The sequence below is a fragment of the Thalassobius sp. MITS945101 genome (assembly GCF_047123305.1).
In the GTDB taxonomy this organism is placed as follows: domain Bacteria; phylum Pseudomonadota; class Alphaproteobacteria; order Rhodobacterales; family Rhodobacteraceae; genus Thalassobius.
Genome location: NZ_CP138918.1, coordinates 3,813,868 through 3,837,696 on the forward strand (window position 1 = coordinate 3,813,868; position 23,829 = coordinate 3,837,696).

General features: G+C 60.0%; 28 protein-coding genes. All 28 read right to left on the minus strand.

Annotated features, from left to right (window positions below):
• Positions 1-9: 9 nt before the first annotated feature.
• The 28 genes from nuoI to SIC14_RS18865 all read right to left on the minus strand — a co-directional run bounded on the left by nuoI (position 10) and on the right by SIC14_RS18865 (position 23,803).
• Positions 10-504, minus strand: coding sequence for an NADH-quinone oxidoreductase subunit NuoI (gene nuoI / locus SIC14_RS18730; RefSeq protein WP_412563424.1), 495 nt, complete (start codon positions 502-504; stop codon positions 10-12).
• Between the two features lie 4 nt (positions 505-508).
• Positions 509-1,546 (minus strand): NADH-quinone oxidoreductase subunit NuoH, encoded by a 1,038-nt coding sequence (gene nuoH, locus SIC14_RS18735; RefSeq protein ID WP_412563425.1) that lies wholly within the window; start codon positions 1,544-1,546, stop codon positions 509-511.
• A 7-nt stretch (positions 1,547-1,553) separates the two neighbouring features.
• Entirely contained in the window at positions 1,554-1,946 is a 393-nt protein-coding gene (locus tag SIC14_RS18740) for a hypothetical protein (protein WP_412563426.1), read from the minus strand.
• A complete protein-coding gene (gene nuoG, locus SIC14_RS18745) occupies positions 1,946-3,964 on the minus strand; it encodes an NADH-quinone oxidoreductase subunit NuoG (RefSeq protein WP_412563427.1) in 2,019 nt (672 codons plus the stop codon). The genes SIC14_RS18740 and nuoG overlap by 1 nt, the downstream gene beginning before the upstream one ends.
• Before the next feature lie 6 nt (positions 3,965-3,970).
• Positions 3,971-4,384 (minus strand): DUF5333 domain-containing protein, encoded by a 414-nt coding sequence (locus tag SIC14_RS18750; RefSeq protein ID WP_412563428.1) that lies wholly within the window; start codon positions 4,382-4,384, stop codon positions 3,971-3,973.
• A 130-nt stretch (positions 4,385-4,514) separates the two neighbouring features.
• Positions 4,515-4,859, minus strand: coding sequence for a hypothetical protein (locus SIC14_RS18755; protein WP_412563429.1), 345 nt, complete (start codon positions 4,857-4,859; stop codon positions 4,515-4,517).
• A gap of 6 nt (positions 4,860-4,865) precedes the next feature.
• On the minus strand, positions 4,866-6,164 hold the full coding sequence (gene nuoF / locus SIC14_RS18760; protein WP_412563430.1) for an NADH-quinone oxidoreductase subunit NuoF: 1,299 nt from the start codon (positions 6,162-6,164) through the stop codon (positions 4,866-4,868).
• Positions 6,165-6,168: 4 nt separating this feature from the next.
• Entirely contained in the window at positions 6,169-6,393 is a 225-nt protein-coding gene (locus SIC14_RS18765; RefSeq protein ID WP_412563431.1) for a DUF5337 domain-containing protein, read from the minus strand.
• Positions 6,394-6,404: 11 nt separating this feature from the next.
• On the minus strand, positions 6,405-7,559 hold the full coding sequence (locus SIC14_RS18770) for an NADH-quinone oxidoreductase subunit E (protein ID WP_412563432.1): 1,155 nt from the start codon (positions 7,557-7,559) through the stop codon (positions 6,405-6,407).
• Positions 7,559-7,813 (minus strand): hypothetical protein, encoded by a 255-nt coding sequence (locus SIC14_RS18775; protein WP_412563433.1) that lies wholly within the window; start codon positions 7,811-7,813, stop codon positions 7,559-7,561. The genes SIC14_RS18770 and SIC14_RS18775 overlap by 1 nt, the downstream gene beginning before the upstream one ends.
• 23 nt (positions 7,814-7,836) lie before the next feature.
• Positions 7,837-8,310 (minus strand): hypothetical protein, encoded by a 474-nt coding sequence (locus SIC14_RS18780; RefSeq protein ID WP_412563434.1) that lies wholly within the window; start codon positions 8,308-8,310, stop codon positions 7,837-7,839.
• Between the two features lie 101 nt (positions 8,311-8,411).
• Positions 8,412-8,885 (minus strand): hypothetical protein, encoded by a 474-nt coding sequence (locus tag SIC14_RS18785; protein ID WP_412563435.1) that lies wholly within the window; start codon positions 8,883-8,885, stop codon positions 8,412-8,414.
• A complete protein-coding gene (locus SIC14_RS18790; RefSeq protein ID WP_412563436.1) occupies positions 8,882-9,160 on the minus strand; it encodes a hypothetical protein in 279 nt (92 codons plus the stop codon). The genes SIC14_RS18785 and SIC14_RS18790 overlap by 4 nt, the downstream gene beginning before the upstream one ends.
• Positions 9,161-9,164: 4 nt before the next feature.
• Complete coding sequence (locus SIC14_RS18795; RefSeq protein WP_412563437.1) at positions 9,165-9,317, minus strand: hypothetical protein; 153 nt, start codon at positions 9,315-9,317, stop codon at positions 9,165-9,167.
• Between the two features lie 32 nt (positions 9,318-9,349).
• Positions 9,350-10,564, minus strand: coding sequence for an NADH-quinone oxidoreductase subunit D (locus SIC14_RS18800; RefSeq protein ID WP_412563438.1), 1,215 nt, complete (start codon positions 10,562-10,564; stop codon positions 9,350-9,352).
• On the minus strand, positions 10,564-11,181 hold the full coding sequence (locus SIC14_RS18805) for an NADH-quinone oxidoreductase subunit C (protein ID WP_412563439.1): 618 nt from the start codon (positions 11,179-11,181) through the stop codon (positions 10,564-10,566). The genes SIC14_RS18800 and SIC14_RS18805 overlap by 1 nt, the downstream gene beginning before the upstream one ends.
• Positions 11,182-11,199: 18 nt before the next feature.
• Positions 11,200-11,733, minus strand: coding sequence for a NuoB/complex I 20 kDa subunit family protein (locus SIC14_RS18810; protein WP_412563440.1), 534 nt, complete (start codon positions 11,731-11,733; stop codon positions 11,200-11,202).
• The gene (locus SIC14_RS18815; RefSeq protein WP_058243929.1) at positions 11,724-12,089 is read right to left on the minus strand and encodes an NADH-quinone oxidoreductase subunit A; all 366 of its coding nucleotides are present in this window, start codon (positions 12,087-12,089) and stop codon (positions 11,724-11,726) included. The genes SIC14_RS18810 and SIC14_RS18815 overlap by 10 nt, the downstream gene beginning before the upstream one ends.
• Positions 12,090-12,554: 465 nt before the next feature.
• Positions 12,555-13,340 carry a crotonase/enoyl-CoA hydratase family protein gene (locus SIC14_RS18820; RefSeq protein WP_412563441.1) on the minus strand — a complete coding sequence of 262 codons (786 nt, stop codon included), beginning with the start codon at positions 13,338-13,340 and terminating at the stop codon, positions 12,555-12,557.
• 14 nt (positions 13,341-13,354) lie between these two features.
• The gene (locus tag SIC14_RS18825; protein ID WP_412563442.1) at positions 13,355-14,212 is read right to left on the minus strand and encodes a hydroxymethylglutaryl-CoA lyase; all 858 of its coding nucleotides are present in this window, start codon (positions 14,210-14,212) and stop codon (positions 13,355-13,357) included.
• On the minus strand, positions 14,205-14,870 hold the full coding sequence (locus SIC14_RS18830; RefSeq protein ID WP_412563443.1) for a glutathione S-transferase family protein: 666 nt from the start codon (positions 14,868-14,870) through the stop codon (positions 14,205-14,207). Before SIC14_RS18830 ends, SIC14_RS18825 begins: the two co-directional genes overlap by 8 nt.
• A 3-nt stretch (positions 14,871-14,873) precedes the next feature.
• On the minus strand, positions 14,874-15,539 hold the full coding sequence (locus SIC14_RS18835) for a glutathione S-transferase family protein (protein ID WP_412563444.1): 666 nt from the start codon (positions 15,537-15,539) through the stop codon (positions 14,874-14,876).
• Positions 15,536-17,470: an acetyl/propionyl/methylcrotonyl-CoA carboxylase subunit alpha gene (locus tag SIC14_RS18840; protein ID WP_412563445.1), complete on the minus strand. Its 1,935-nt coding sequence runs from the start codon at positions 17,468-17,470 to the stop codon at positions 15,536-15,538. The genes SIC14_RS18835 and SIC14_RS18840 overlap by 4 nt, the downstream gene beginning before the upstream one ends.
• Positions 17,471-17,557: 87 nt before the next feature.
• Positions 17,558-17,806, minus strand: coding sequence for a hypothetical protein (locus tag SIC14_RS18845; RefSeq protein ID WP_412563446.1), 249 nt, complete (start codon positions 17,804-17,806; stop codon positions 17,558-17,560).
• A 56-nt stretch (positions 17,807-17,862) separates the two neighbouring features.
• Positions 17,863-19,467 (minus strand): carboxyl transferase domain-containing protein, encoded by a 1,605-nt coding sequence (locus SIC14_RS18850; protein ID WP_412563447.1) that lies wholly within the window; start codon positions 19,465-19,467, stop codon positions 17,863-17,865.
• A gap of 188 nt (positions 19,468-19,655) precedes the next feature.
• Complete coding sequence (locus tag SIC14_RS18855) at positions 19,656-21,224, minus strand: AMP-binding protein (protein ID WP_412563448.1); 1,569 nt, start codon at positions 21,222-21,224, stop codon at positions 19,656-19,658.
• A gap of 4 nt (positions 21,225-21,228) precedes the next feature.
• Positions 21,229-22,392 (minus strand): isovaleryl-CoA dehydrogenase, encoded by a 1,164-nt coding sequence (locus SIC14_RS18860; protein ID WP_412563449.1) that lies wholly within the window; start codon positions 22,390-22,392, stop codon positions 21,229-21,231.
• A 217-nt stretch (positions 22,393-22,609) separates the two neighbouring features.
• Positions 22,610-23,803 carry a DegT/DnrJ/EryC1/StrS family aminotransferase gene (locus tag SIC14_RS18865; RefSeq protein WP_412563450.1) on the minus strand — a complete coding sequence of 398 codons (1,194 nt, stop codon included), beginning with the start codon at positions 23,801-23,803 and terminating at the stop codon, positions 22,610-22,612.
• Between the last annotated feature and the right edge of the window lie 26 nt (positions 23,804-23,829).

Genomic DNA, 23,829 nt, shown 5'->3' on the forward strand with positions numbered 1-23,829 from the left:
TATCGCGGATCAGCGATAGGGTGCATCCAGTTCCATGTTCCGCGCGATTTCCGCTTCCCAACGCTCGCCGTTTTCCAACAGCTTGGCCTTGTCGTAGAACAGCTCTTCGCGGGTTTCGGTTGCGAACTCGAAGTTCGGCCCCTCGACAATTGCATCTACCGGACAGGCCTCTTGGCAGAACCCACAGTAGATGCATTTGGTCATGTCGATGTCATAACGTGTGGTCCGGCGCGATCCGTCATCGCGCGGTTCCGCGTCGATGGTGATCGCCTGCGCCGGGCAGATCGCTTCGCAGAGCTTACAGGCAATGCAGCGTTCTTCGCCGTTCGGATAGCGGCGCAGCGCGTGTTCGCCGCGGAAACGAGGCGACAGCGGCCCTTTCTCATGCGGGTAGTTCAGGGTGGATTTGGGCGCGAAGAAATACTTCAGCCCCAGTTTGAACCCTTTGACGAAGTCGCTCAGCAGGAAATAGCCAGCGGCGCGTTTATAGTCGACGTTTGCCATGAGCTTAGCCCCCAATCGCCCAGCGGGCATAGGCGCCGCCGAAGGCTTCGAATTTTGCAAGGAATGCGACGATCACCACCCAGGCCAGTGACAGCGGCAGGAAGACTTTCCAACCGATGCGCATCAGCTGGTCGTAGCGGTAACGCGGGGTGATCGCCTTCACCATTGCGAAGATGAAGAAGAAGAAAGCCATCTTGGCCACCATCCACAGCACGCCATCCGGCAGGCCGGGGATCGGCGACAGCCAGCCACCGAAGAATAGCAGCGAGGTCAGCGCACACATCAGGAAGATGGCGATATATTCCCCCGCCATGAACAGCAGGAACGGGGTGGCCGAGTATTCCACCTGATAGCCCGCCACCAGTTCGGATTCCGCTTCCGGCAGGTCAAACGGCGGGCGGTTGGTTTCCGCCAGACAGCTTATGAAGAACAGGAAGACCATCGGGAAATGCGGCAGCCAGTACCAGCTGAAGAAACCGTAATCGCCATCCTGTGCCCGCACGATGTCGCCGAAGTTCATCGAACCGGTCGAGATGATGATGCCGATGATGATCAGGCCCAGCGACACCTCATAGGAAATCATCTGCGCGGCAGAGCGCAGCGAGCCGAGGAACGGGTATTTCGAGTTCGACGCCCAGCCGCCCATGATGACGCCGTAGACCTCAAGCGAGGACACAGCGAACACAAAGAGAATGGCCACGTTGATGTCGCTCAACACCCAGCCGTCGTTGAAAGGGATCACCGCCCAGGCCACCATCGCCAGCACAAAGCTGGTCATCGGTGCCAGAAAGAAAACCGGTTTGTCCGCACCCGCAGGCACTACAACCTCTTTCACCACATACTTCAGCGCATCCGCCACCGATTGCAGCAGACCAAAGGCCCCCACAACGTTGGGACCGCGCCGCATCTGCACGGCGGCCCAGATTTTCCGGTCACCATAGACCAGGAACAGCAGTGAGATCATCACAAAGGCAACAACCGCAAGACATTGCGCCACGATGATGACCGCTATTCCCAAGGGGGTGGTAAAAAACTCTGCCATTAGGTCCTCACACCGTCGGTATTCCGTTTTCGACGCAATGATCGACCACCACTTCGGCATCGATCGTTTTTGCGCCTCGCGGCAATGCGGGTGAGATGGTGTAAACCGCATCTGCACGCCACAGGCCGCTTGATTGTTCCACATTCGTCCGCACATGCCGTGCGAACCCGTATCCGCGGATCAGCGTGTATTGTGCCGCAGCACATTCCGCATAATCCTCAACATCGCCTGCGCCCCGTGCGCCGCTCATCGCGACCACAAAGCTGACCAGATCACCGTCCAAAAGCCGCGTGTCGACACCCTGATAGTCTGGCACAAACGCCAGCGCATCGGGCTGCGAGGCTTCGCAACCCGCAAGCAGCATGGCCGCCGTCAGGGATATGAGACCCGCGCGGATCATCACTCGGCCGCAACCTGCTCTTGACCACGTGCCTTGGCACCCGCCGAAAGCTCCGCCATCAGGCTGGAGGCGCGGGCAATCGGGTTGGTCAGGTAGAAGTCGGTCACCGCATTGATGAAATCGGCCTTGCCCAGTTTGTCCTGCGGCAGCGAGACCCATTCGTTCTCAACAACCTGATCGACCTTGGCCAGATGTGGCACCGCCGCCACCAGCGCCTGACGCAGCTGCGCCTGGCTGTCCCAGGGCTGTGCATCGCCCAGCTCTGCCGACAACGCGCGCAGGATGGCCCAGTTTTCCTTGGCCTCGCCCGGTGCAAACCCGGCGCGCAGCGCCAGCTGCGGGCGGCCTTCGGTGTTCACAAACAGACCGTTTTCTTCGGTATAAGCGGCGGCGGGCAGGATCACATCGGCACGATGTGCACCACGATCGCCGTGGCTGCCCTGATAGATCACGAATGCACCCGCATCGATTTCTACTTCATCCGCGCCGAGGTTGTAGATCACCTCTGCCCCGTTGGTGGCGGCCTCAAGCCCACCTTCGGTGACGGCGCCCACGTCCATCGCCCCCACACGGGCAGCGGCGGTGTGCAGCACCATCAGCTTGGACCCGGTGTCTTCTGCCAGTTTCTGAGCCGCAGCCAGAACCGCCAGACCATCCGCTTCACGCAGGGCGCCCTGCCCGACAATCACCACGGAAGGCGCGTCTTTCACGGCGCCGTAGTCTTTGCCAACGATGCTGTCCAGCGCCGCGCGGTCGGTGCCGACATGGGCGTAGTCATAGGTCAGATCAACGGCTTCCCCAACCAGACCAACATTGGCCCCGTTGAGCCAAGCCTTGCGGATCCGGGCGTTCAGCACCGGCGCTTCTTCGCGCGGGTTGGTGCCGATCAACTGGATGAACTTGGCGTCATCAATGTCTTCGATACTGGCGTTGCCAACGTAGCCGAAACGGCTGTCAATCGGCAGGCGTGCCTTATCGGTGCGGCATTCAACATTGCCGCCCAGACCTTCGATCAGGTTTTTCAGCGCAAAAGCGGCTTCGACCGGCACCAGATCACCGATCAGACCGGCGAGTTTCTTGCCTTTCATGGCCGCTGCAGCGGCACCAAGCGCTTCGCCCCAGGAGGCTTTGCGCAGCTTGCCGTTTTCACGGATGTAAGGCACGTCCAGACGCTGGCGGCGCAGACCGTCCCAGACAAAACGAGTTTTGTCGGAAATCCACTCTTCGTTCACACCGTCATGGTTGCGCGGCAGGATCCGCATCACTTCGCGGCCTTTGGTGTCCACACGGATGTTGGAGCCAAGCGCATCCATCACATCGATGCTTTCGGTCTTGGTCAGTTCCCAAGGACGCGCCGAGAACGCATAGGGTTTGGAGGTCAGCGCGCCAACCGGGCAAAGGTCGATGATGTTGCCCTGCAGGTTGCTGTCCAGTGTTTCGTTCAGATAGCTGGTGATCTCAGCGTCTTCGCCACGACCGGTCTGGCCCATCTGCGTGATGCCGGCCACCTCGGTGGTGAAACGCACACAGCGGGTGCAGCTGATGCAGCGGGTCATCGCAGTTGAAACTAGCGGGCCAAGATCCAGATCATCCACCGCCCGTTTGCCTTCGGCAAAGCGGGTTTCCGAGATGCCATAGGCCATCGCCTGATCCTGCAAGTCGCATTCACCGCCCTGATCGCAGATCGGGCAATCCAGCGGATGGTTGATGAGCATGAACTCCATCACCCCTTCGCGCGCTTTCTTCACCATCGGCGAGTTGGTTTTCACCACCGGCGGCTGGCCTTCGGGGCCGGGACGCAGATCGCGCACCTGCATTGCACAGGAGGCCGCCGGTTTCGGCGGGCCCCCAACAACTTCGACAAGGCACATGCGGCAGTTGCCCGCAATCGACAGACGTTCGTGGTAGCAGAAACGCGGGATCTCGATCCCGGCCTGTTCACAGGCCTGGATCAGGGTCATGGCCCCGTCTGCTTCGATCTCCTGGTCATCGATGACGATCTTGCGTAGGTCGGACATCTTGCCTCACTTTGCTTTCAACAGGACTCCGATCTGGCTGCGCGCTGCAATCTCGGCATGGCCAAGGGTGCAGAGGTCACCAGTATCGGCGGGGTTCAACCCCTTTGATTTCACGTAAGCCTCGCCAAGGGTCCGGATCCGGGCCTTCTCGGCGTCGCTGTTTACATAGGCTTTGATCTCATCGCTCGAATATCCCATCGACTTGGCGCGGGATCGCAGCGAATTGAGGAAAGCCAGACCTTTCAGGGTGCGGGCATTGATCTCTTCACATTTGTCAGAGACTTCAATCGCCAGCGCCACCCAGAGCATATTGCTGTCAATCTCCGCCACGTCGCGCAGCGGCGGTTTGGCGGTGGCCTGACCGCCAATCGGGGTCAGAGCCAGTGTCAGGGCTACAGCGGTCGTCATCATCAGGCGCATGTGTCATCTCCTTTACGTTCACGCGTAGACAGGGCCGCCACGGGGCGTCCCTTCGCGTCAGAGATGAGGGTGCAGAGGCTTGTTATGCAATAACAAGCGGCGCAAACCCCTGATATAATGACAAAATCCATCATACGTCGCAGCGTCCTTCAAGGATCAGGCGGCCGTTGTCCAGCTGCAGCTCAGCGTCTTCCACATCGGGGCCTTGGGTCCAGATCACATCTGAGCGGCCAAATTTGTCGATGCAGTATTTGGTCGCCTCAAAGCGACCAGCCTCACGGGCGGGCACCAGCCCCTGATCAATGCGATCCACCGAAACCGAGAAAGCCAGTTTGTCTTCGCGGGTCGTGGTCAGACGCGCGGGGAAATACTGGTTTTCAAACAGAACTCGGTTCTTCCGGCTCTGGATGTTCTTGGCCCAGCCACAAGAGGACAGGATCGACAGGCTCAGCAGGCAGAGGATAAAGACACGCATCTTAGATCACTCCGCCGCAATGGCCGACTTGCGGCCGGTTTTCTGTGCTTTGATACGGTCTTCGATTTCCTCGCGGAAATTGCGGATCAGACCCTGAATCGGCCAGGCTGCTGCATCGCCAAGGGCGCAGATAGTGTGGCCTTCGACCTGCTTGGTCACATCCCACAACATGTCGATCTCTTCCAGCTCTGCTTCGCCACGAACCAACCGGTCCATCACGCGCATCATCCAGCCGGTGCCTTCGCGGCAGGGCGTACACTGGCCGCAGCTTTCGTGTTTGTAGAACTTTGCCAGACGCCAGATCGCTTTGATGATGTCGGTCTGCTTGTCCATCACGATCACCGCTGCAGTGCCTAGGCCCGAGCCCAGATCGTTGCGCAGGTAGTCGAAATCCATGATTGCGTCGCGCATGTTTTCACCACGCACGCAAGGCACAGAGGAACCACCGGGGATCACCGCCAAGAGGTTGTCCCAACCGCCGCGAATGCCGCCGCAGTGTTTCTCGATCAGCTCTTCAAAGGAGATGCTCATTGCCTCTTCAACCACACAGGGGTTGTTGACGTGGCCCGAGATCGCAAACAGCTTGGTGCCCGCATTGTTGGGGCGGCCAAAGCCAGCAAACCATTCCGGCCCGCGGCGCAGGATGGTGGGCACAACAGCTATGGATTCCACATTGTTCACCGTGGTCGGGCAGCCATAAAGGCCCGCACCGGCCGGGAACGGCGGCTTCATGCGCGGCATGCCTTTTTTGCCCTCGAGGCTTTCGATCAGGGCGGTTTCCTCGCCACAGATATAGGCCCCTGCCCCGTGGTGCAGATAGAGGTCGAAATCCCAGCCGGACCCAGCCGCGTTTTTGCCCAGAAGGCCCGCGTCATAGGCCTCATCAATGGCTGACTGCAGCGCTTCGCGTTCGCGAATGTATTCCCCGCGAATGTAGATATAGGCCGCATGCGCATTCATCGCAAAAGAGGCGATCAACGCCCCTTCGATCAGGGTGTGCGGATCATGGCGCATGATCTCGCGGTCTTTACAGGTGCCGGGTTCGGATTCATCCGCGTTGATGACCAGATAGGCCGGACGCCCGTCGCTTTCCTTCGGCATGAAGGACCATTTCAGACCGGTCGGGAAGCCCGCACCGCCACGGCCGCGCAGACCCGAGGCCTTCATCTGATCGACGATCCAGTCGCGCCCTTTCTGAACGATACCGGCGGTGCCATCCCAATGGCCCCGCGCCTTGGCACCGGCCAGCGTGCGGTCGTGCATCCCGTAGATGTTGGTAAAGATACGGTCTTGATCCTTCAGCATCCCGTTACCCTTTGCTGTTCTGACGCGCGCGCCAGATTTGGAAAATCATCACGATGGCGTAGACAAAGCCCGCCAAGGCAATCAGATCGAACAGCGCGCGGGTGCGATTTGGTAACCCCAATTCCCCACCCACAAAGGACGCCACGATCCAGAACACCGCCGTGCCCGCAATCACCAAAGAGGTGATGCGTCCCTTGCGTGCCAGTTCTGCGTCCTTCTGTTCGCTCACAGTGTCTGTCCTCAGTCTTTCTTGGCCGCTTCTTTGGCCAGTTCGACCGCCTGACCAATCCAGTCATCCCGCGTGATGCGGCCTTTGAATTTCAACCGGTTGTCGACCCACTGGATCTCGGTCTCGGTCCATTTGGCAATCTGGTCAAAGTGGAAGAACCCCAGCTCGTTCAGGGTCTGCTCCAGTTTCGGGCCAACACCGATGATCCGTTTCAGATCATCCGCCCCTTCGGCGCGGGCGGCGGTCAGAACCTCGGGTTCGGACTCGGCCACATCCGCCGCAGGCGCTTCGGCCTTTTTCGCAGGCTTCTTCGCCGCTGCCTTCTTGGGCGCGGCTTTTTTCTCGGCCTTCGGCGCCGCCGCTTTGGCCTCTGCTGCCTGGGCGTGGGCCGGTTTGGCAACCGGTTCCACCGGTGCCGCAGCCGCACCTGCTGGGGCCGCAACCTCTGCCGCATCCTTGCCCTTCATCCAAGGCGTCAGGATCGGCACTTCGGTGCCGTCGATGCGCTTCACGGTATCCCCAAGATCCACCGCCAGCTGCGCTGAGGCGTTGTATTTGGTTTTACCGCTGTCAAAATCCTTCAGCGAGGTCAGACCGGAAAGAGGCTCTGCCGCGAAACGGCCGTTCTGCGGACCCGGCACCGGCACCCTGCCTGCGGCCAGTTCGTCCAGCAGTTCAGCAAAACGTTCTACGCTCAGATCTTCGTAATAATCCTTGCCGATCTGCACCATCGGCGCGTTGGCGCAGGCGCCCAAGCATTCCACCTCTTCCCAGGTGAACTTGCCATCAGCGGACAGGGTATAGGGCTTCTCGGCGATCTTTTCCTGACAGACCTTGATCAAGTCCTCAGCCCCACAAATCATGCAGGACAGGGTGCCGCAGATCTGCACATGGGCAACCGAGCCTGTCGGGGTCAGCTGGAACATGAAGTAGAACGAGGCCACCTCAAACGCGCGAATGTGGGCCATGCCCAGCATGTCAGCGACATATTCAATTGCCGGACGGGTCAGCCAGCCCTCTTGTTCCTGAGCGCGCCACAACAGCGGGATCACAGCCGATTGCGCCCGACCTGCGGGATACTTGGTGATCTGCGCCTCAGCCCATTTCTGGTTTTCGGCTGTGAAAGCAAAGCTTTCTGGCTGTTCGTGGTAGAGACGGCGTAGCATCAGGCACAGGCTCCGGTCGTAAGTTTCGCGCCACCATCTTCCAGCTGTTCGGCCTTGCCGGTGGCGAGTTGATATTCAGTCAGGCCAACAACCTGTTCACGGGTGAAGCCTGTTTGCAGCTCCACCGGCAGATAGTCAGCTTCGGTCCGCATCACGCAGCCGATCGAGGCCACAGCGGTTTCGTAAGTCTGGACGTCTTTCATCGACAGCCCCTCAGGCAGGCCGCAGCCCGCCAATGCAGTGAGAACACTCAAGGTCAAGACGCCCTTCTTCAACATTACGAGCAGACCTCCGCGTTCAGGATGATGGTGTCATTGGCACCCATTGACGCCTCGCCACCCATTACCATTTTCTGCAGTTCCTGTTTGACCAGCATCGGCTCCAACCCGCTTTTCTTGAACACGGATTTGAACTCTTCCAGACCGACCTGGCAGTCGTTTTTCTTTAGCACCTGCAGAGCACCGGCACGCACCGCCTCGGGGCTCTCACATTCGGGACCTGTGAGGTAGATCGTGCGCTTGGCACGGTTCATCCGGCCTTCACCGCGCAGATGTTTGACAATGGCACCGGCCTCATCACGCTCAAACCCGTTCGCGGGGAGCACTTCGGCGGCCTTTGCTTCGGGCAGGACGCAGTCATTTGCGACCATCACCTCGATGAATTCCAGAACACGGTCCTCGCTCACCTCAGCCGCTGCCATTGTAGGCAGCGTCAGTGCGGCGGAGACGAACAGGGCGAAAATTGCCTTCATGATGTCACCTCTTTGAAAAATGGATTTGGAAATAGGGGTAGCCCGCGGCCCCTCGAGCCGCAGAAGACGAGCTGAAATACCTTTGAGCACAAGGACCGACATCAGCAATACGCCTCCGTCAAAACAAGACTAGAACCACTTTCTTCAGTTCTTGCGAAATTCGCAACTCCCTGCAAAACGAGCGAGTTCGCTAGTGCAGCAAGATCGAGATCATTGAACCCCTTTCTCTCGACGAACTTCAACGCCTCTGTCTGCGAAACCTTGCACCCTTCTTTTGAAATAAAGTTGACGAACCCATCAACGTCGAGTGTGGACAAAGCGCCTTCTGCTTTGCAGGTCACGCTTTCACCACTGACAAATACATCTGACCATTCGCCACATGCAAATGAATGAGGACCGAACGAAAAACCCTCAACGGCCAAGTACCCGTCGTCAGTTTGGTATCCATAAAACTGAATTCCGTTTGCCTCAGCATCCGAGGTCACGGGGGGCATGGGAAATTCAATTTCCAAAGCTCCAGCCATTGTGGGCAGCGTCAGTGCAGCGGAGACGAACAGGGCGGAAATTGCCTTCATTTTGTCACCTCATAGAAATGGAAATTGAAAATAGGGGAAACGTCGGCCGAACGGGCAGAATAGCACGCCTTGGCAGGCCGACGCAGGGTTTGCGTACACCGCTGCTGCTGCACCAGAAAGGCACAGGCTGACAGGGCCAGCGCAGCAAATGCGCCAGCCAGGCCGGAGTCAGCGTTCAGTGGCGACAAAGGAAACGCGCCCGATAGCGCATTAACCGCTGTTGCTGCGACCAGAACGAGACTGGCGATAACGAGTGGGGTAAACATTGATTTCATGATGTCACCCCAAGAAGACCGAAACAAAAATCATCGACACAAAGAAAACCGCAACACCCGTAACTGTGCCAATCAAGATTGATTGGCGCTTCGAGTCTTTAACAATTAGCGCGGTGATGGCGTGACTGCAAAACAGCGCCACGATCATCACCATCACCAACGCAAATCCTGCGGCTCCCGAGGCAAACATCAGCGGTCGATCTCCCCGAACACAACGTCCATGGTGCCGATGATGGCGGCAACATCGGCCAGTTGGTGGCCGGTCGAGATGTGGTCCATCGCCTGCAGATGCAGGAAACCCGGCGCGCGCAGCTTGGCGCGGTAAGGTTTGTTGGAGCCGTCGGATTTGATGTAGACTCCAAACTCGCCCTTTGGTGCTTCCACCGCGGCATAAACCTCACCTTCCGGCACATGGAAGCCTTCGGTGTAGAGTTTGAAGTGATGGATCAGCGCCTCCATCGAGGTCTTCATCTCCCCGCGTTTCGGCGGGGTCAGCTTGCCACGGGCCAGCACGTCACCGGGGGTTTCGCGCAGTTTGACAATCGCCTGACGCATGATCGAAACCGACTGGCGCATTTCTTCCATACGGCAGAGGTAGCGGTCATAGCAGTCGCCGTTCTTGCCAACAGGCACCTGGAATTCGAACTCGTCATAGCATTCATAGGGCTGCGCGCGACGCAGATCCCATGCCAGGCCTGAGCCCCGCACCATGACGCCTGAGAAGCCCCATTCCAGAATGTCTTCTTCGGTCACAACACCAATATCGGCGTTACGCTGTTTGAAGATCCGGTTTTCAGTCAGCAGACCGTCGATGTCTTCCAGCACTTTGGGGAACTCAAGGCACCATTCCTCGATGTCATCCACCAGCTTGTCGGTGATGTCCTGATGCACACCGCCGGGACGGAAGTAGTTGGCGTGCAGACGGGCGCCACAGGCGCGCTCATAGAACACCATCAGCTTTTCACGTTCCTCAAAGCCCCAGAGCGGCGGCGTCAGCGCACCAACGTCCATGGCCTGCGTGGTCACGTTCAGCAGGTGGTTCAGCACCCGGCCAATTTCGCAGAACAAGACGCGGATCAGCTGGGCGCGACGCGGCACTTCCACGCCGGTCAGCTTTTCAATTGCCAGACACCACGCATGTTCCTGATTCATCGGCGCCACATAATCGAGGCGGTCGAGATACGGCAGGTTCTGCAGGTAGGTGCGGCTTTCCATCAGTTTTTCGGTGCCACGGTGCAAGAGGCCGATATGTGGGTCGCAACGCTCAACAATCTCGCCGTCCAGCTCCAGCACCAGACGCAATACGCCGTGGGCCGCAGGGTGCTGCGGGCCGAAGTTGATGTTGAAGTTGCGGATCTTCTGTTCGCCCGTCTGGGCGTCGTCGAAACCTTTGGAGCCGTCCATCACTTCGCCTCCCCTTTCTCATCAACTTTTTCGTCACCGGGCAGGATGTAGTTGGCCCCTTCCCATGGCGACATGAAGTCGAACTGGCGGTATTCCTGAACCAGTTTCACCGGTTCATAAACCACACGCTTCAGCTCTTCGTCGTAGCGGACTTCGGTGTAGCCCGTGGTCGGGAAATCCTTGCGCAGCGGATAGCCACGGAACCCATAGTCGGTCAGGATCCGGCGCAGATCGGGGTGGCCCGAGAACAGGATGCCGAACATGTCAAAGACTTCACGCTCGAACCAGTTGGCCGATTTATGCACCTCCACGATCGAAGGCAGGATCTGCTCATCCCGCACCGCAACCCGCAGGCGGATGCGGTGGTTCTGGTACATCGACAGGAAGTGGTAAACCACGTCGAACCGCTTGGCCCGCTCGGGGTAATCCACCGCAGTGATATCCACCAGGCTGGAGAATTTGCAGGTCGCGTCGGTCTTCAGAAACTCGACAAAGCCCACGATATTCGCAGGCGCCACGTCGATGTTCAGCTCACCGTAAGCAATGTCCCAGCCAATCACACAATCGGGCCGTTTCAGCTCGATATGGGTGGCCAGTTCTTTCAGGGCGTCACTCATGTCTGTTCCTTCCCGCGATCATCGAACGATAGTCCCCGTGCGGCGGATTTTACGTTGCAACTGCATGATGCCATACATCAGCGCCTCTGCGGTCGGCGGGCAGCCCGGCACATAAACGTCTACGGGCACCACACGGTCACAGCCGCGCACAACGGAGTAGCTGTAGTGGTAATAGCCGCCGCCATTGGCGCAGGACCCCATCGAGATCACATAGCGCGGCTCCGGCATCTGGTCATAGACCTTGCGCAACGCCGGGGCCATTTTGTTGGTCAGCGTGCCCGCAACGATCATCACGTCCGACTGGCGCGGGCTGGCGCGCGGGGCAAAGCCAAAACGTTCCACGTCATAGCGCGGCATCGCGGTGTGCATCATCTCCACCGCGCAGCAGGCCAGACCAAAGGTCATCCAGTGCAGCGACCCGGTGCGCGACCAGTTGACGATATCTTCCATCGAGGTCAGCAGAAAGCCTTTGTCCTGCAGCTCACGGTTCAGCTCCTGGGTGGCAACCTCACGGTCGAACCCGGCGGTGTTCTGGCCGGTCATCACTCCCATTCCAGCGCCCCCTTCTTCCATTCATAGGCAAAGCCGATGGTCAGCACGGCGAGGAACACCATCATCGACCAGAACCCCACCATCGAGATATCCTTGAAGGCCACGGCCCAAGGGAACAGGAAGGCAATTTCGAGGTCGAAAATGATGAAGAGGATCGAGACCAGATAGAACCGGACGTCGAATTTCATCCGCGCATCATCAAAAGCGTTAAATCCACACTCATAAGCCGAGACTTTTTCCGGGTCCGGATTGCGGACGGCCAGAACAACGGCGGCGAGGATCAGGACTAGGCCAAGGGCAATTGCAATGGCCAGAAAGACGAGGATCGGAAGGTATTCCCTCAGCATCTCTTCCACGGTGGCTCCTTTCATGCGCGCATCGGCGCAGTCAGTAGGCTGCTTTAGCTGTGCAGGGTTTAAACCTGCCCCCTCTTAGGGTCAACCAAGCGCGGCCTTGTTTGCCAGAGATTACGGCGCGCTATTGGCGTTGGTGCAACAGCCCTGTGTGACTGCGCCGCACCCTTTTATTTAAGGCCGTGTGGGGACAGATTGACCCATTTCAACCCGCTGGGGTCCAAAAAACGTGTCAGCCTGTCCAAATATCTATTTCACGCGAATGTTTGTGATTGCCGCCAAGAAGCGATGTGTGGCGACTCAGATCCGCCTGCCAGAGCTATCCTGACAAGAATCCTTTGGCTTCGCAAAACCCCGCAAAGGTGGTTAGTTTTCAATACCAATCGGGAAGTATCTGCGCCTGTTTGCGCCCGTTGCGACCCCACAACAATTGAATGTGGTGGGTCGCAACGATCTGTGACGAGACGTTTAGCCGCCCTGCCAGCTGGGTTTGCGTTTGTCGAAGAAGGCGCCGATGCCTTCAGGGGCTTCAGTGCCCTCCCAGCAAGCGGCCAGTTCGTCGATGGTGTGGGCGATGGTGGCCTCGTCAATGCGGGGTCCCAGCGCGCGCAACAGGCCTTTGGCACGCCCCACGGCAGCGGGGGCGCAGTCCAAATAGGGCGCGATCTCGGCCTCAACAGCTGCGTCCAGTTCTTCGGCAGACACAGCCTTGGCCAAGAGGCCCAGTTCCACCGCCTCAGCCGCATCGAACCGGCGACCAGACATAAACACCCGCCGCGCACGCGCTTCGCCCATACGGGCACAGACATAGGGACCGATGGTGGCAGGGATCAGGCCCAGACGGGTTTCGGTTAGCCCCATCAGCACAGTATCCGCCCCAATCGCCACATCACAGACCGACGCCATGCCGACCCCGCCGCCAAAGGCATTGCCCTGCACCCGCCCGATCAGCGGTTTTGGCAGAGTGTTCAGCGCCTGAAGCATGTAGGCCAGTTTGGCGGCTTCGGCTTTGCGCACTTCGGGGGCGGCTTCAAACTGTTCCCGCATCCAGCCCAGATCGCCACCGGCACAGAAGGACCGGCCCTCCGCCGCCAGCACCACCACGCGCACGCTGTCATCGGCTGCAAGCACATTGGCGGCCTGATGCAACTCGGCAATCATCTGCGCCGACATGGCGTTGTGTTTCTCGGACCGTGCAAGCCAAAGTGTTGCCACACCACGATCATCGCGAACGATCTTAATGGTTTCATACATGAGGTATCTCTCCCTTAACGCACGATCCGCATGGCGCGCGCCATTTCTGCGGCTTCGGTGATCACCGCCATATCAAGACCGGTGTCATAGCCCAGCGTTGTCAACCGGTCCGCCACCGCTTCGGTGGCAACATTGCCCTTGGCGCCGGGCGCGTAGGGACAGCCGCCCAAGCCCCCAACAGCGGCGTCAAACACCCGCAAGCCCTTTTCAAGCGACGCTTCGATATTGGCCAGCGCCCGCCCGGCGGTGTCATGATAATGCCCCGCCAGCCGCTCTGCCGGAACCGCCTGTAGAACCGCCCCCAGCATGGCCGCGATGCTTTCCGGTGTGCCCTGCCCAATCGTGTCGCCAAGGCTGATCTCATAGCAGCCCATCGCGTCCAGCGCGGCGGCAACCCGGGCAACCTCGGCAGGATCGACCTTGCCATCATAGGGACAGTCGGTGACACAGCTGACATAGCCCCGCACCTTGATACCTGCCGCCAGCGCCGCCTCGGCCACCGGTTTGAACCGTTCCAAGCTCTCGGCGATGGAGGCGTTGATATTGGCCTTAGAAAACCCTTCTGAGGCCGAGCCAAAGATCGCCACTTCATCCGCCCTGGCAGCCAGCGCCCGTTCCAGCCCCTTCATGTTGGGGGTCAGTGCCGCATAGGAAATGCCATCCGCGCGGGTGATGCCAGCCAGAACGTCGCCGCTGTCGGCCATCTGCGGCACCCACTTGGGGCTGACAAAACTGGCCACTTCAATCCGTTTGAAGCCAGCACGGCTGAGGCAATCCACCAGCGCGATTTTCTCCGCCGTTGGGATCTGGCGTTTTTCATTCTGCAGACCGTCACGCGGCCCCATTTCAAAGATTTCGACCTTTTCAGACATCAGGAACCTCGTAGAAGTCTTTGCTGTAAATCCGTTTCGCGCCCTCAGGCGGCAGCGCTTTTTGTAAGGCGGGCCGTGCCATCAACCGGTCGCGGTAGGCGGCAACATGGGGCAGCTTGTCCAAAGAGACAAAGCGCGGCGCCAGCCAGATGCCGTACCCTACGGCACAATCTGCGGCGCTAAAGCCCGAGGCCAGCAAGTGGTCGCGCCCATCGCGCAACAGCAGTTCCAGCCGTCCCAGAACCTTGGCCAGCCGTTTAGTTTCCAGGCTGATCTGGGTCGGCGAACGCATCCAGTCCTCATAAAGAACAATGTGACCCTGCGTCAGGTTCGCCAGATGCTGACCGATGGTTTCGGCGTAGTGCAACAGCTCCAGATACGCCATCCGCTCGGGATGGTCCGGCCCGCGATGCAGACCCACGTCGGGGAACTGCTCGGCCAGATATTCCGCGATGGCACCACTTTCCAGCATCACCTTGCCGTCAATCTCGACCGAGGGCACACGGCCCGCAGGGTGGATCGCCAGATACGCCTCGGAGCGCAGGGATTTGTTGAAGAAGTCATAGCTGCGCAACTCATACGTTGCGCCCAATTCCTCCAACAGCCACAGAATCCGCATGGAGCGTGCCTCATGGGCATGGTGCAGAGTGATCTGCATGACTTACGCCTCCGGCAGTTCGTAGAAATCTTGGGTGTAGAACTGCTGCGCGCCTTCCGCGGCCTGTGCCGCCTGATAGGCAGGGCGGGCCTCAAGGCGGGCCTGATAGGCGGGCAGATGCGGGAAACCGTCGAACCGCACGTAGTGGCGGGCAGCGTTAAGGGTGAAACCCATCATCACATCCGCTGCGGAAAATCCGGATGCCAGCAGATAGTCCCGCCCATCCGCCAGCGCCTTTTCGACACCCTTCAGCGCAATCGCCAACCGTTTGGTTTCGATCCCCATAACGGTGAGCGAACGCATTTCGGGTTTCGGCAGAAACAGGTGCTGCATGTTGAGGTTCTGAATACCGGCCCCCAGCGTTTCCGCGTAATGCAGCCATTGCAGCCAGTCGGCCCGTTCATCACTGCCAACAGCGGGCATCAGACCATGGCCATCGCGGGTTTCACAGAGGTATTGCAGCGTAGCGCCGCTTTCGATCAACACCCGTCCGTCAATTTCCAGCGCAGGCACACGCCGTGCGGGCGAAAGCGCCTTGAAGCCCTCCTGCTGCAGCGAGCCATCCATGATCTGATAGAGCACCACCTCCACAGGTTCGCCCAACTCATGCATGAGCCAGAGCACCCGAAAGGATCGGCTGCCCGCGATGGAGTGCAGGGTCGCGCTCATGCCTCTTCCAGACGGATCAAGGCCGCGCCTGCCTCCACCTGATCGCCATCGGCGGCCAGCACCTCGGCCACGATACCGTCACGGGCGGCCAGCAGAGAGTGTTCCATTTTCATGGCTTCGAGAATGGCCAGACGGTCACCCTCTTTCACCTCTTGGCCTGCCTTGGCAAAGACCGCTTTGACCAGACCGGGCATTGGCGCCTCAACAACATTGCCGTCGCCCCCTGCCCCGCTGGCCTGATCCAGCAGATCCACCACTTCGAAGTTCAGACCGTATTCGGCAAAGACGGTGATGGTCGTGTCATGCTGGATAACCTTGGGCAGACGGGTGCCGCCCACAACCCAGTGGCCTGCCATCCGGTTGCAAATCACCTGTTCGCCGTCGATGTCCCAGACCTGACGGTCGGGGCCTTCCACCTCTACTGTTGCCACAAAGGGGGTGTCGCGCCACATCAGCGTGACCGAACGGTGCAGCGCCGCCCAGAGGGTAAAGCCGCTGTCCCAGTGGCTCTCTACCAGCCCCAGCGCCTGCATGGCGGCGGCGGCCTTGTGTTCCGCACTGGCGGTGGGTTCCACCACCAACGTGTCAATTTCGCGTGCGATCAAGCCGGTGTCTACGTCCCCCTTGGCGAACCCCTTGTCCGCCGCCAGCGCCCCAAGGAAGGCCAAGTTTGTCACGGTGCCGCCAACCTGCGTCTGCGCCAAAGCCTCGGACAGGCGGGCCAGCGCCACGGCACGGGTGGGGCCCTGCACAATGACCTTGGCGATCATCGGATCATACCACGGGCTGATCACATCACCGGCGCGCACACCGCTGTCAGAGCGTGCGTTTGCGGGGAAATCCAGATGGGTCAACGTGCCGGTGGCAGGCAGGAAGCCCTTGGGGACATCTTCGGCGTAAAGCCGCGCCTCAAAGGCATGGCCAAACAGCGGGATATCGTCTTGGGTCGAGGTCAGCGCCTCCCCCGAAGCAACCCGCAGCTGCCATTCCACCAGATCCACACCGGTGACCAGTTCGGTCACCGGGTGTTCGACCTGCAGGCGGGTGTTCATCTCCATGAACCAGAACCCATCCGGGCGCAGCCCGTCAGAGCCATCCACGATGAATTCGACCGTGCCCGCACCCTTATAGCCGATCGCCTCCGCCGCGCGTACAGCCGCGCTGCCCATCGCCTGACGCATCTCTGCGGTCATGCCGGGGGCTGGGGCTTCTTCGATCACCTTCTGGTGGCGACGCTGCAGCGAACAGTCACGTTCATAAAGATGCACCGCACGGGTGCCATCGCCGAAAACCTGCACCTCAATGTGGCGCGGTTTCTGGATGTATTTCTCGATCAAACAGTCGGGGTTACCAAAGGCGGTCTGCGCCTCCCCCTGGGCCGAGGCCAGAGCATCGGCAAATTCGGCCGGCGCCTCAACCAGACGCATGCCTTTGCCACCGCCACCGGCGACGGCTTTGATCAGCACTGGATAGCCAATTTCATCCGCCTGCTGGGCCAGAAAGGCGGCGTCCTGATTGGCCCCGTGATAGCCTGGGACCACCGGCACGCCGGCCTCTTCCATCAGCGCCTTGGCGGCGTCTTTCAGCCCCATCGCACGAATTGCTTTGGCCGAAGGCCCGATGAAGGTCAGCCCCGCTGCTTCCACCGCGTCAACAAATTCGGGATTTTCGCTGAGGAAACCATAGCCCGGATGAATGCCCTGCGCACCGGCGCTTTTGGCAACCGCAATGATTTCGTCACCCAACAGATAGCTATCCGCAGGCGCAGGCCCGATGCCGATGTGCCAGGCCTCATCCGCCATGGCAACATGTTTGGCATCACAATCCGCGTCAGAATAAACCGCCACGGTTTTCACCCCCAAAGAGCGGGCGGTTTCCATCACACGGCAGGCAATCTCACCACGGTTGGCGATTAGAATTTTGTCAAACATCAGATCCATCCTCTTTCAGGTTGGCGATTTCTTGTTGGGTGCGCCGAGGGCGCCCCCGGAGTATTTTGGGAACATTGAAAAGCGCGGTCATCGGGCTGGCTGCTCCTCAATCCACTTTCGATGAAGTGATGCACCTTCTGGGTAGGGCGGCAGCCAATCCACAAAGACACTGCCATATGGCGGCACTGTTTTCCCGGTCAGGCAGGAACGGCTCGAAACCGGTTCTCCGTCGGTACTGTTCTTGCCGACTTCCATGATCAGCAGGTCCCGCCCAGCGATAGAAACACGCATGCCTTTCACAGGCATGCCTTCGATTTGGGTAAGCATCAGGGCCAAACCTTGTTTCCCTTTGAGGGGGAAGCATCTTCTATGCGTCCACGAAACCTCAACGTTTACATCCTAAACACACCAAAGGTGGTGTCTTCGATCGGGGCGTTCAGCGAGGCTGAGAGCGACAGCGCCAGCACTTCGCGGGTTTTGCGCGGGTCAATCACGCCGTCATCCCACAGACGCGCCGAGGCGTAGAGCGGGTGGCTTTGTTCTTCGAACATGTCGATGGTGGGCTGTTTGAACGCGGCCTCTTCCTCGGCCGACCAAGTGCCGCCCTGCCGTTCGATGCCGTCGCGTTTCACCGTCGCCAGCACGCCCGCCGCCTGTTCGCCGCCCATCACCGAGATGCGCGAGTTTGGCCAGGTCCACAGGAACCGCGGGGAATAGGCGCGACCTGCCATGCCGTAGTTGCCTGCCCCAAACGAGCCGCCCACCAGCATGGTGATTTTCGGCACTTTGGTGGAGGCCACGGCGGTCACCATCTTGGCGCCGTGCCGGGCGATGCCTTCGTTTTCGTATTTGCGCCCCACCATGAAGCCGGTGATGTTCTGCAGGAAGACCAGCGGGATTTTGCGCTGGCTGCAAAGCTCGACAAAATGCGCGCCTTTTTGCGCCGCCTCGGAAAACAGTACGCCGTTGTTGGCAATGATCCCGACCGGGCAGCCTTTGACATGGGCAAAGCCTGTGACCAGCGTTTCACCGAAGCGCGGCTTGAACTCATCAAAGCGCGAGCCATCAACGGTGCGGGCAATGACTTCGCGGATGTCATAAGGCGTGCGCAGATCACCGGGGACCACGCCAAAGATCTCTTCGGGATCATAGGCAGGTTCTTCCGGGGTAGCCCACTCCACCGTGGCCGGGCGACGGCGGTTCAGATGGCTGACAGAGCGGCGCGCCAGCGCCAGCGCGTGGGCGTCATCCTCGGCCAGATAATCCGCGACACCAGACAGGCGCGTGTGCACATCACCGCCACCCAGATCCTCAGCACTGACCACTTCGCCGGTTGCCGCCTTTACCAGCGGCGGACCAGCCAGGAAGATGGTGCCCTGTTCCTTCACGATGATGGTGACATCCGACATGGCGGGCACATAGGCGCCGCCTGCGGTGCAGGAGCCCATGACCACCGCGATCTGCGGGATACCCTTGGCCGACATATTGGCCTGATTGTAGAAAATCCGGCCAAAGTGGTCGCGGTCCGGGAACACCTCATCCTGCTGCGGCAGGTTGGCGCCGCCACTGTCGACCAGATAGATACAGGGCAGATTGTTCTGCTCGGCAATTTCCTGGGCGCGCAGGTGTTTTTTCACCGACATCGGGAAATAGGTGCCGCCTTTGACGGTGGCGTCATTGCAGACAATCATACAATCCACACCGCTGACCCGGCCAATACCTGCGATCACACCCGCCGAGGGCGCGGCGTTGTCATACATGTTGAAGGCCGCTGTTGCGCCGATTTCCAAGAAGGGCGAGCCGGGATCGAGCAGGTTCGCCACCCGACGGCGCGGCAGCATTTTGCCACGGCTTTCATGACGGGCGCGGGACCGTTCGCCGCCCCCCAAACGCGCCGCCTCGGCTGCGTCGTCAATGACCTCCAGCGCCTCTTGATGCGCTTTCACATTGGCTTTGAAACCTTCGGAGGAGGGCAAAGCGTTGGATTTCAGTTTCATTGCGGTCTCCTAAGTTTAGCGGTGTGTTGCCCGGCCAAGCCGGGCCGCGCCCGACCCTCCCCATGGGAGGGCGCATTGCAGCTGATTGATGATCTCACCCAGTGGTGCGCGCGCTGATGTGTCGTGATCCTTCGAAGACAGGACATGCCCTCCCAGGATCGGGCGCAGCCCTGTGTTTCGCGTCTTCCTCATCCCAACTCCTCCGCCGCGCGCGCTTTCAGCGCTTTGCGGATCACCTTGCCGGTGACGGTCATCGGCAATTCGTCGAGAAAGGCGATTTCGCGGGGATAAGCGTGTTTGGCGATGCGGGCCTTGGCAAAGTCCTGCAGTTCGCGCGCCAGAGCATCCGAGGCCGCGAAATCTGGTTTCAGCACCACATAGGCCTTCACGATCTCGGTGCGCAGATCGTCAGGCTTGCCGACAACACCAACCGTCGCGACGGCGGGATGTTTCAGCAAGCCGTCCTCAATCTCGCTTGGCCCGATCCGGTAGCCGGCGGAGGTGATCACATCATCCTCACGGCCAACAAAGCGCAGGAAGTCCCCGTCCCAAATGCCGCGATCACCGGTCAGCATCCAGTCGCCATGGAACTTCTCGGCCGTTGCTTCGGGACGGTTCCAGTACTCCAACATCATCGAGGCCGCGCCGCGTTTGATCGCAACGTCGCCTTCGCCCGTGGTCAACTGTCCGTTGCCATCCAGAATGCCAATCTCGAACCCCGGAGCCGGTTTACCAATGCAGCCCGGGCGCGGCTCAAACAGCGCCGCACATGCCGAGGCCACCATGTTGCATTCGGTCTGGCCGTAAAACTCATTGATCGCCACGCCAAAAGCCGCCTGCCCCCAGTCCAGCATTTCAGCCCCCAGAGGTTCGCCGCCGCTGCCGACGGTGCGCAATCCGGCGATCACCGCGCCTTCCGCCTTCAGCATCCGCAACGCGGTGGGTGGGAAAAAGACGTTGCGCACCGTGCCTTCGGCGATGATGCGCTGGCATTCTTCGGTCGAGAACTTGGCCATTCGGGCCGCCACAACCGGCACGCCCAGCGCAAGGCCTGGCATCAAGACATCAAACATGCCACCGATCCAGGCCCAATCCGCGGGGGTCCAGATACAGTCCCCTTCAGCCCCAAGGAAATCATGGCTGACCTCCACGCCGGGCAAGTGACCGATCAACATGCGATGCGCATGCAAGGCACCCTTTGGCGCGCCGGTGGTGCCGGAGGTGTAGATCAACACCGCCGGATCTTCGGCGCCCGTGTCCACCGTCTCAAACCCTGCCTGTGGCAGGTCTGCGGTTTCCGGCACCAGCGCCTGCCGGCCCTGCCCCGTCAGCCATTCAGTCAGCCCCTCGGTGCCTTCCTCATCTGCGATGACCAAGGCAACACCGGCGTCTTCCAGACGGGTGATCAGCGCCTCAACGCCAAACAGCTTGAACAGCGGGATCGAGATTGCACCGATTTTCCAAGCAGCAATATGCGCCGCGGCGGTCCAGGCCGACTGGGTGCGCAACACGCCGACACGGTCACCGCGCTGCACGCCCCGGGCCACCAGACCGTGGGCCAGTGCATCCGCCATCCGGCGCAGCTCGCCATAGCTGGTGTTCACCGCCGCGCCCGCCGAGACATCGCGGATCGCCACCCGATCCGGCGCGCGGGCGGCCCAGTCATCACAGACCTGCGCCGCCATATTCACCCGCTCTGGGATGTCCCAGCGGAAGTCCCGGATCAAAGCCCCGTAGCTGTCGCTGCGTTTCAACATCGGATCAGCGCATCGCGCCCATCAACTCGCGACCCACCAGCATGCGCCGGATCTCGGAGGTGCCCGCGCCAATCTCCATCAGCTTGGCATCCCGGAAGATCCGCGCCACCGGCGCATCCGCCAGGAAACCCGCGCCGCCAAAGGCCTGCACCGCCTGATGCGCCACGGTCATGGCTTCTTCCGAGGCATAAAGACAACAGGCCGCCGCATCCTGACGGGTTACCGCGCCACGATCACAGGCCTTGGCCACTTCGTAGACATAGGCCCGGGCCGAGTTCATCTTGGTGTACATATCGGCGATCTTGCCCTGCATCAGCTGGAAGTCCCCGATCGATTGGCCGAACTGCTTGCGCTCCACCATATAGGGCATGACCTCATCCATGCAGCCGGCCATGATACCGGTGCCGATGCCAGCCAGAACCACCCGTTCGTAGTCGAGGCCCGACATCAGAACGCGCACACCTTTGCCTTCTTCGCCCAGCACGTTTTCAAACGGCACCTCAACATTGTCAAAGATCAGCTCGGCCGTGTTGGACCCCCGCATGCCCAGCTTGTCAAAATGCGGGCTGGTGGAGAAACCGGTCATCTCTTTTTCAACGATAAAGGCAGTGATGCCTTTGCTGCCCGCGTCGGGATCGGTCTTGGCATAGACCACCAAAGTGTCGGCGTCCGGTCCGTTGGTGATCCAGTATTTGTTGCCGTTCAGCACGTAATAGCCGTTGCGCTTCTCAGCCTTCAGCTTCATCGACACAACGTCCGAGCCCGCCGAGGGCTCCGACATGGCCAGCGCGCCAACATGCTCCCCCGAGATCAGACCCGGCAGGTACTTGCGGCGCTGCTCATCCGAGCCGTTCAGCTTGATCTGGTTCACACAAAGGTTGGAATGCGCGCCATAAGACAGCGAGACCGAGGCCGACACCCGCGCCAGTTCTTCCACCACAATGGTGTGTGCCAGATAGGACATGCCCGCGCCGCCAAATTCTTCCGGCACGGTGACCCCCAATAGGCCCAGCTCGCCCATTTCCTGCCACAGCTCGTTGGGGAATTCGTTTTTCGCGTCGATCTCGGCCGCCAGCGGCTTCACCCGCTCCTGCGCCCAACGATGCACCATGTCACGCAGCGCGTTGACGTCTTCGCCCAGATCAAAATTCATCACCGCATTGAACATGTGCCGGCTCCTCCACCGCATTTAATGAACAGTTGTTCAATAAATGCCGAACAAAGTGAGTCGCGTCAAGCGCACGCGCTCCGCATCGCGCTACGGCGACGTCACGTCCTTTCAATGATCTACAAATACTCTGGGGGAATTGGCCGTCAGGCCAAGGGGGCGAAGCCCCAATCAGACCAACGTGCAACACCCTGATCGCACCAGATCGCTCCGGCCCTCAGCCCGCCTGATAAACGGCGGCGACCTCAGCGCGGATAATCCGCGCGACCAGGGCGCAGTCCTCGACCGTAAAAGTCAGCGGCAACCGCATGTCCACAATGCCTTTCAGCACCCGGTCTGACGCCGGCATTGGCGTGGCTTCAACATAGCGCCAGCTGTCATACCGGCTGGTAAAACCGTTGGGCTCGGCGCCGCCAAACCATTTCAGTTCGACCCCGCGGGACAGGCAGCGTTGCAAAACCGCGTCGATCTGATCCTCGCGCCAGTCCAGCAACAGGAACTGGATCGAGGACCCGACATAGGTTTCGGCCTTGGGCCGTTCGATCACCGTCAGACCAGGCGTGTCACGCAGACCAGCTTCGACCACCTGATAGCGCTCATTCCAGCGCGCCACCTGCCGGTCCAAATCGCGCAGCTGCGGTCGCAGGATTGCCGCGCGCAGATGATCCATGCGGCCCGACACATTGGGCGTGTCGTATTTCACGTCCTCAAACACCTCCGGCGCAGGGGCCGCAAGGTGGCGATCATAAAGCATATAGGACCCCGACAGCATCACCGCGCGGGCCATAACCTGCGGGTCATCCGTGATCAGCAAGCCCCCTTCGCCCGAATTCAAATGCTTGTAGGTCTGAGTCGAATAGCACCCGATCACCCCGTCAGTGCCGCTCAACCGCCCGTTCCAGCCCGCGCCCATCGTGTGGGCGCAGTCTTCGATGACCTGAATGCCCTGAGCCTGGCAAATCGCCATCAGCCGATCCATATCACAGAGATGTCCACGCATATGGCTGAGCATCAGCACCGAGGCCTGATCTGCCTTGGCCTCCAGATCCGCCAGATCGATCACCAGATCCTCGGTCACGCCCACAAACACCGGCACGGCGCCGACGGCGGCAATGGCGCCGGGTACAGGGGCCAATGTGAAAGCATTGGTCAGCACCTTATCGCCAGGCTTAACGTCCAGTGCCCGCAAAGCACAGCCCAGCGCATAACCGCCCGAAGCCAGCGCCAAGGCATAGCTGCTGCCCATTGCTGCCGCGAACTCCTGTTCCAGCAGGGCAACCTCGCCCGCCTCGCCTTCCGCTACGTTGTAACGATGCAGCCGGCCTGAGCGCATGACAGCGACTGCGGCCTCAATCGCCTCTTCGGGGATCGGCTCTTGCTGGGTGAAGTTTCCGGTAAAGCGTTCTGTCATAGGGATTGTTCTGACCGTTTGATCAA

Excerpts from the sequence above, each read along its gene's own strand:
- nuoI (WP_412563424.1), bottom strand. The coding sequence starts at position 504 with ATGGCAAACGTCGACTATAAACGCGCCGCTGGCTATTTCCTGCTGAGC.
- nuoH (WP_412563425.1), bottom strand. The coding sequence starts at position 1,546 with ATGGCAGAGTTTTTTACCACCCCCTTGGGAATAGCGGTCATCATCGTG.
- SIC14_RS18740 (WP_412563426.1), bottom strand. The coding sequence starts at position 1,946 with ATGATCCGCGCGGGTCTCATATCCCTGACGGCGGCCATGCTGCTTGCG.
- nuoG (WP_412563427.1), bottom strand. The coding sequence starts at position 3,964 with ATGTCCGACCTACGCAAGATCGTCATCGATGACCAGGAGATCGAAGCA.
- SIC14_RS18750 (WP_412563428.1), bottom strand. The coding sequence starts at position 4,384 with ATGCGCCTGATGATGACGACCGCTGTAGCCCTGACACTGGCTCTGACC.
- SIC14_RS18755 (WP_412563429.1), bottom strand. The coding sequence starts at position 4,859 with ATGCGTGTCTTTATCCTCTGCCTGCTGAGCCTGTCGATCCTGTCCTCT.
- nuoF (WP_412563430.1), bottom strand. The coding sequence starts at position 6,164 with ATGCTGAAGGATCAAGACCGTATCTTTACCAACATCTACGGGATGCAC.
- SIC14_RS18770 (WP_412563432.1), bottom strand. The coding sequence starts at position 7,559 with ATGCTACGCCGTCTCTACCACGAACAGCCAGAAAGCTTTGCTTTCACA.
- SIC14_RS18780 (WP_412563434.1), bottom strand. The coding sequence starts at position 8,310 with ATGAAGGCAATTTTCGCCCTGTTCGTCTCCGCCGCACTGACGCTGCCT.
- SIC14_RS18785 (WP_412563435.1), bottom strand. The coding sequence starts at position 8,885 with ATGAAGGCAATTTCCGCCCTGTTCGTCTCCGCTGCACTGACGCTGCCC.
- SIC14_RS18790 (WP_412563436.1), bottom strand. The coding sequence starts at position 9,160 with ATGAAATCAATGTTTACCCCACTCGTTATCGCCAGTCTCGTTCTGGTC.
- SIC14_RS18800 (WP_412563438.1), bottom strand. The coding sequence starts at position 10,564 with ATGGACGGCTCCAAAGGTTTCGACGACGCCCAGACGGGCGAACAGAAG.
- SIC14_RS18805 (WP_412563439.1), bottom strand. The coding sequence starts at position 11,181 with ATGAGTGACGCCCTGAAAGAACTGGCCACCCATATCGAGCTGAAACGG.
- SIC14_RS18810 (WP_412563440.1), bottom strand. The coding sequence starts at position 11,733 with ATGGGAGTGATGACCGGCCAGAACACCGCCGGGTTCGACCGTGAGGTT.
- SIC14_RS18820 (WP_412563441.1), bottom strand. The coding sequence starts at position 13,340 with ATGTATGAAACCATTAAGATCGTTCGCGATGATCGTGGTGTGGCAACA.
- SIC14_RS18825 (WP_412563442.1), bottom strand. The coding sequence starts at position 14,212 with ATGTCTGAAAAGGTCGAAATCTTTGAAATGGGGCCGCGTGACGGTCTG.
- SIC14_RS18830 (WP_412563443.1), bottom strand. The coding sequence starts at position 14,870 with ATGCAGATCACTCTGCACCATGCCCATGAGGCACGCTCCATGCGGATT.
- SIC14_RS18835 (WP_412563444.1), bottom strand. The coding sequence starts at position 15,539 with ATGAGCGCGACCCTGCACTCCATCGCGGGCAGCCGATCCTTTCGGGTG.
- SIC14_RS18840 (WP_412563445.1), bottom strand. The coding sequence starts at position 17,470 with ATGTTTGACAAAATTCTAATCGCCAACCGTGGTGAGATTGCCTGCCGT.
- SIC14_RS18850 (WP_412563447.1), bottom strand. The coding sequence starts at position 19,467 with ATGAAACTGAAATCCAACGCTTTGCCCTCCTCCGAAGGTTTCAAAGCC.
- SIC14_RS18855 (WP_412563448.1), bottom strand. The coding sequence starts at position 21,224 with ATGTTGAAACGCAGCGACAGCTACGGGGCTTTGATCCGGGACTTCCGC.
- SIC14_RS18860 (WP_412563449.1), bottom strand. The coding sequence starts at position 22,392 with ATGTTCAATGCGGTGATGAATTTTGATCTGGGCGAAGACGTCAACGCG.
- SIC14_RS18865 (WP_412563450.1), bottom strand. The coding sequence starts at position 23,803 with ATGACAGAACGCTTTACCGGAAACTTCACCCAGCAAGAGCCGATCCCC.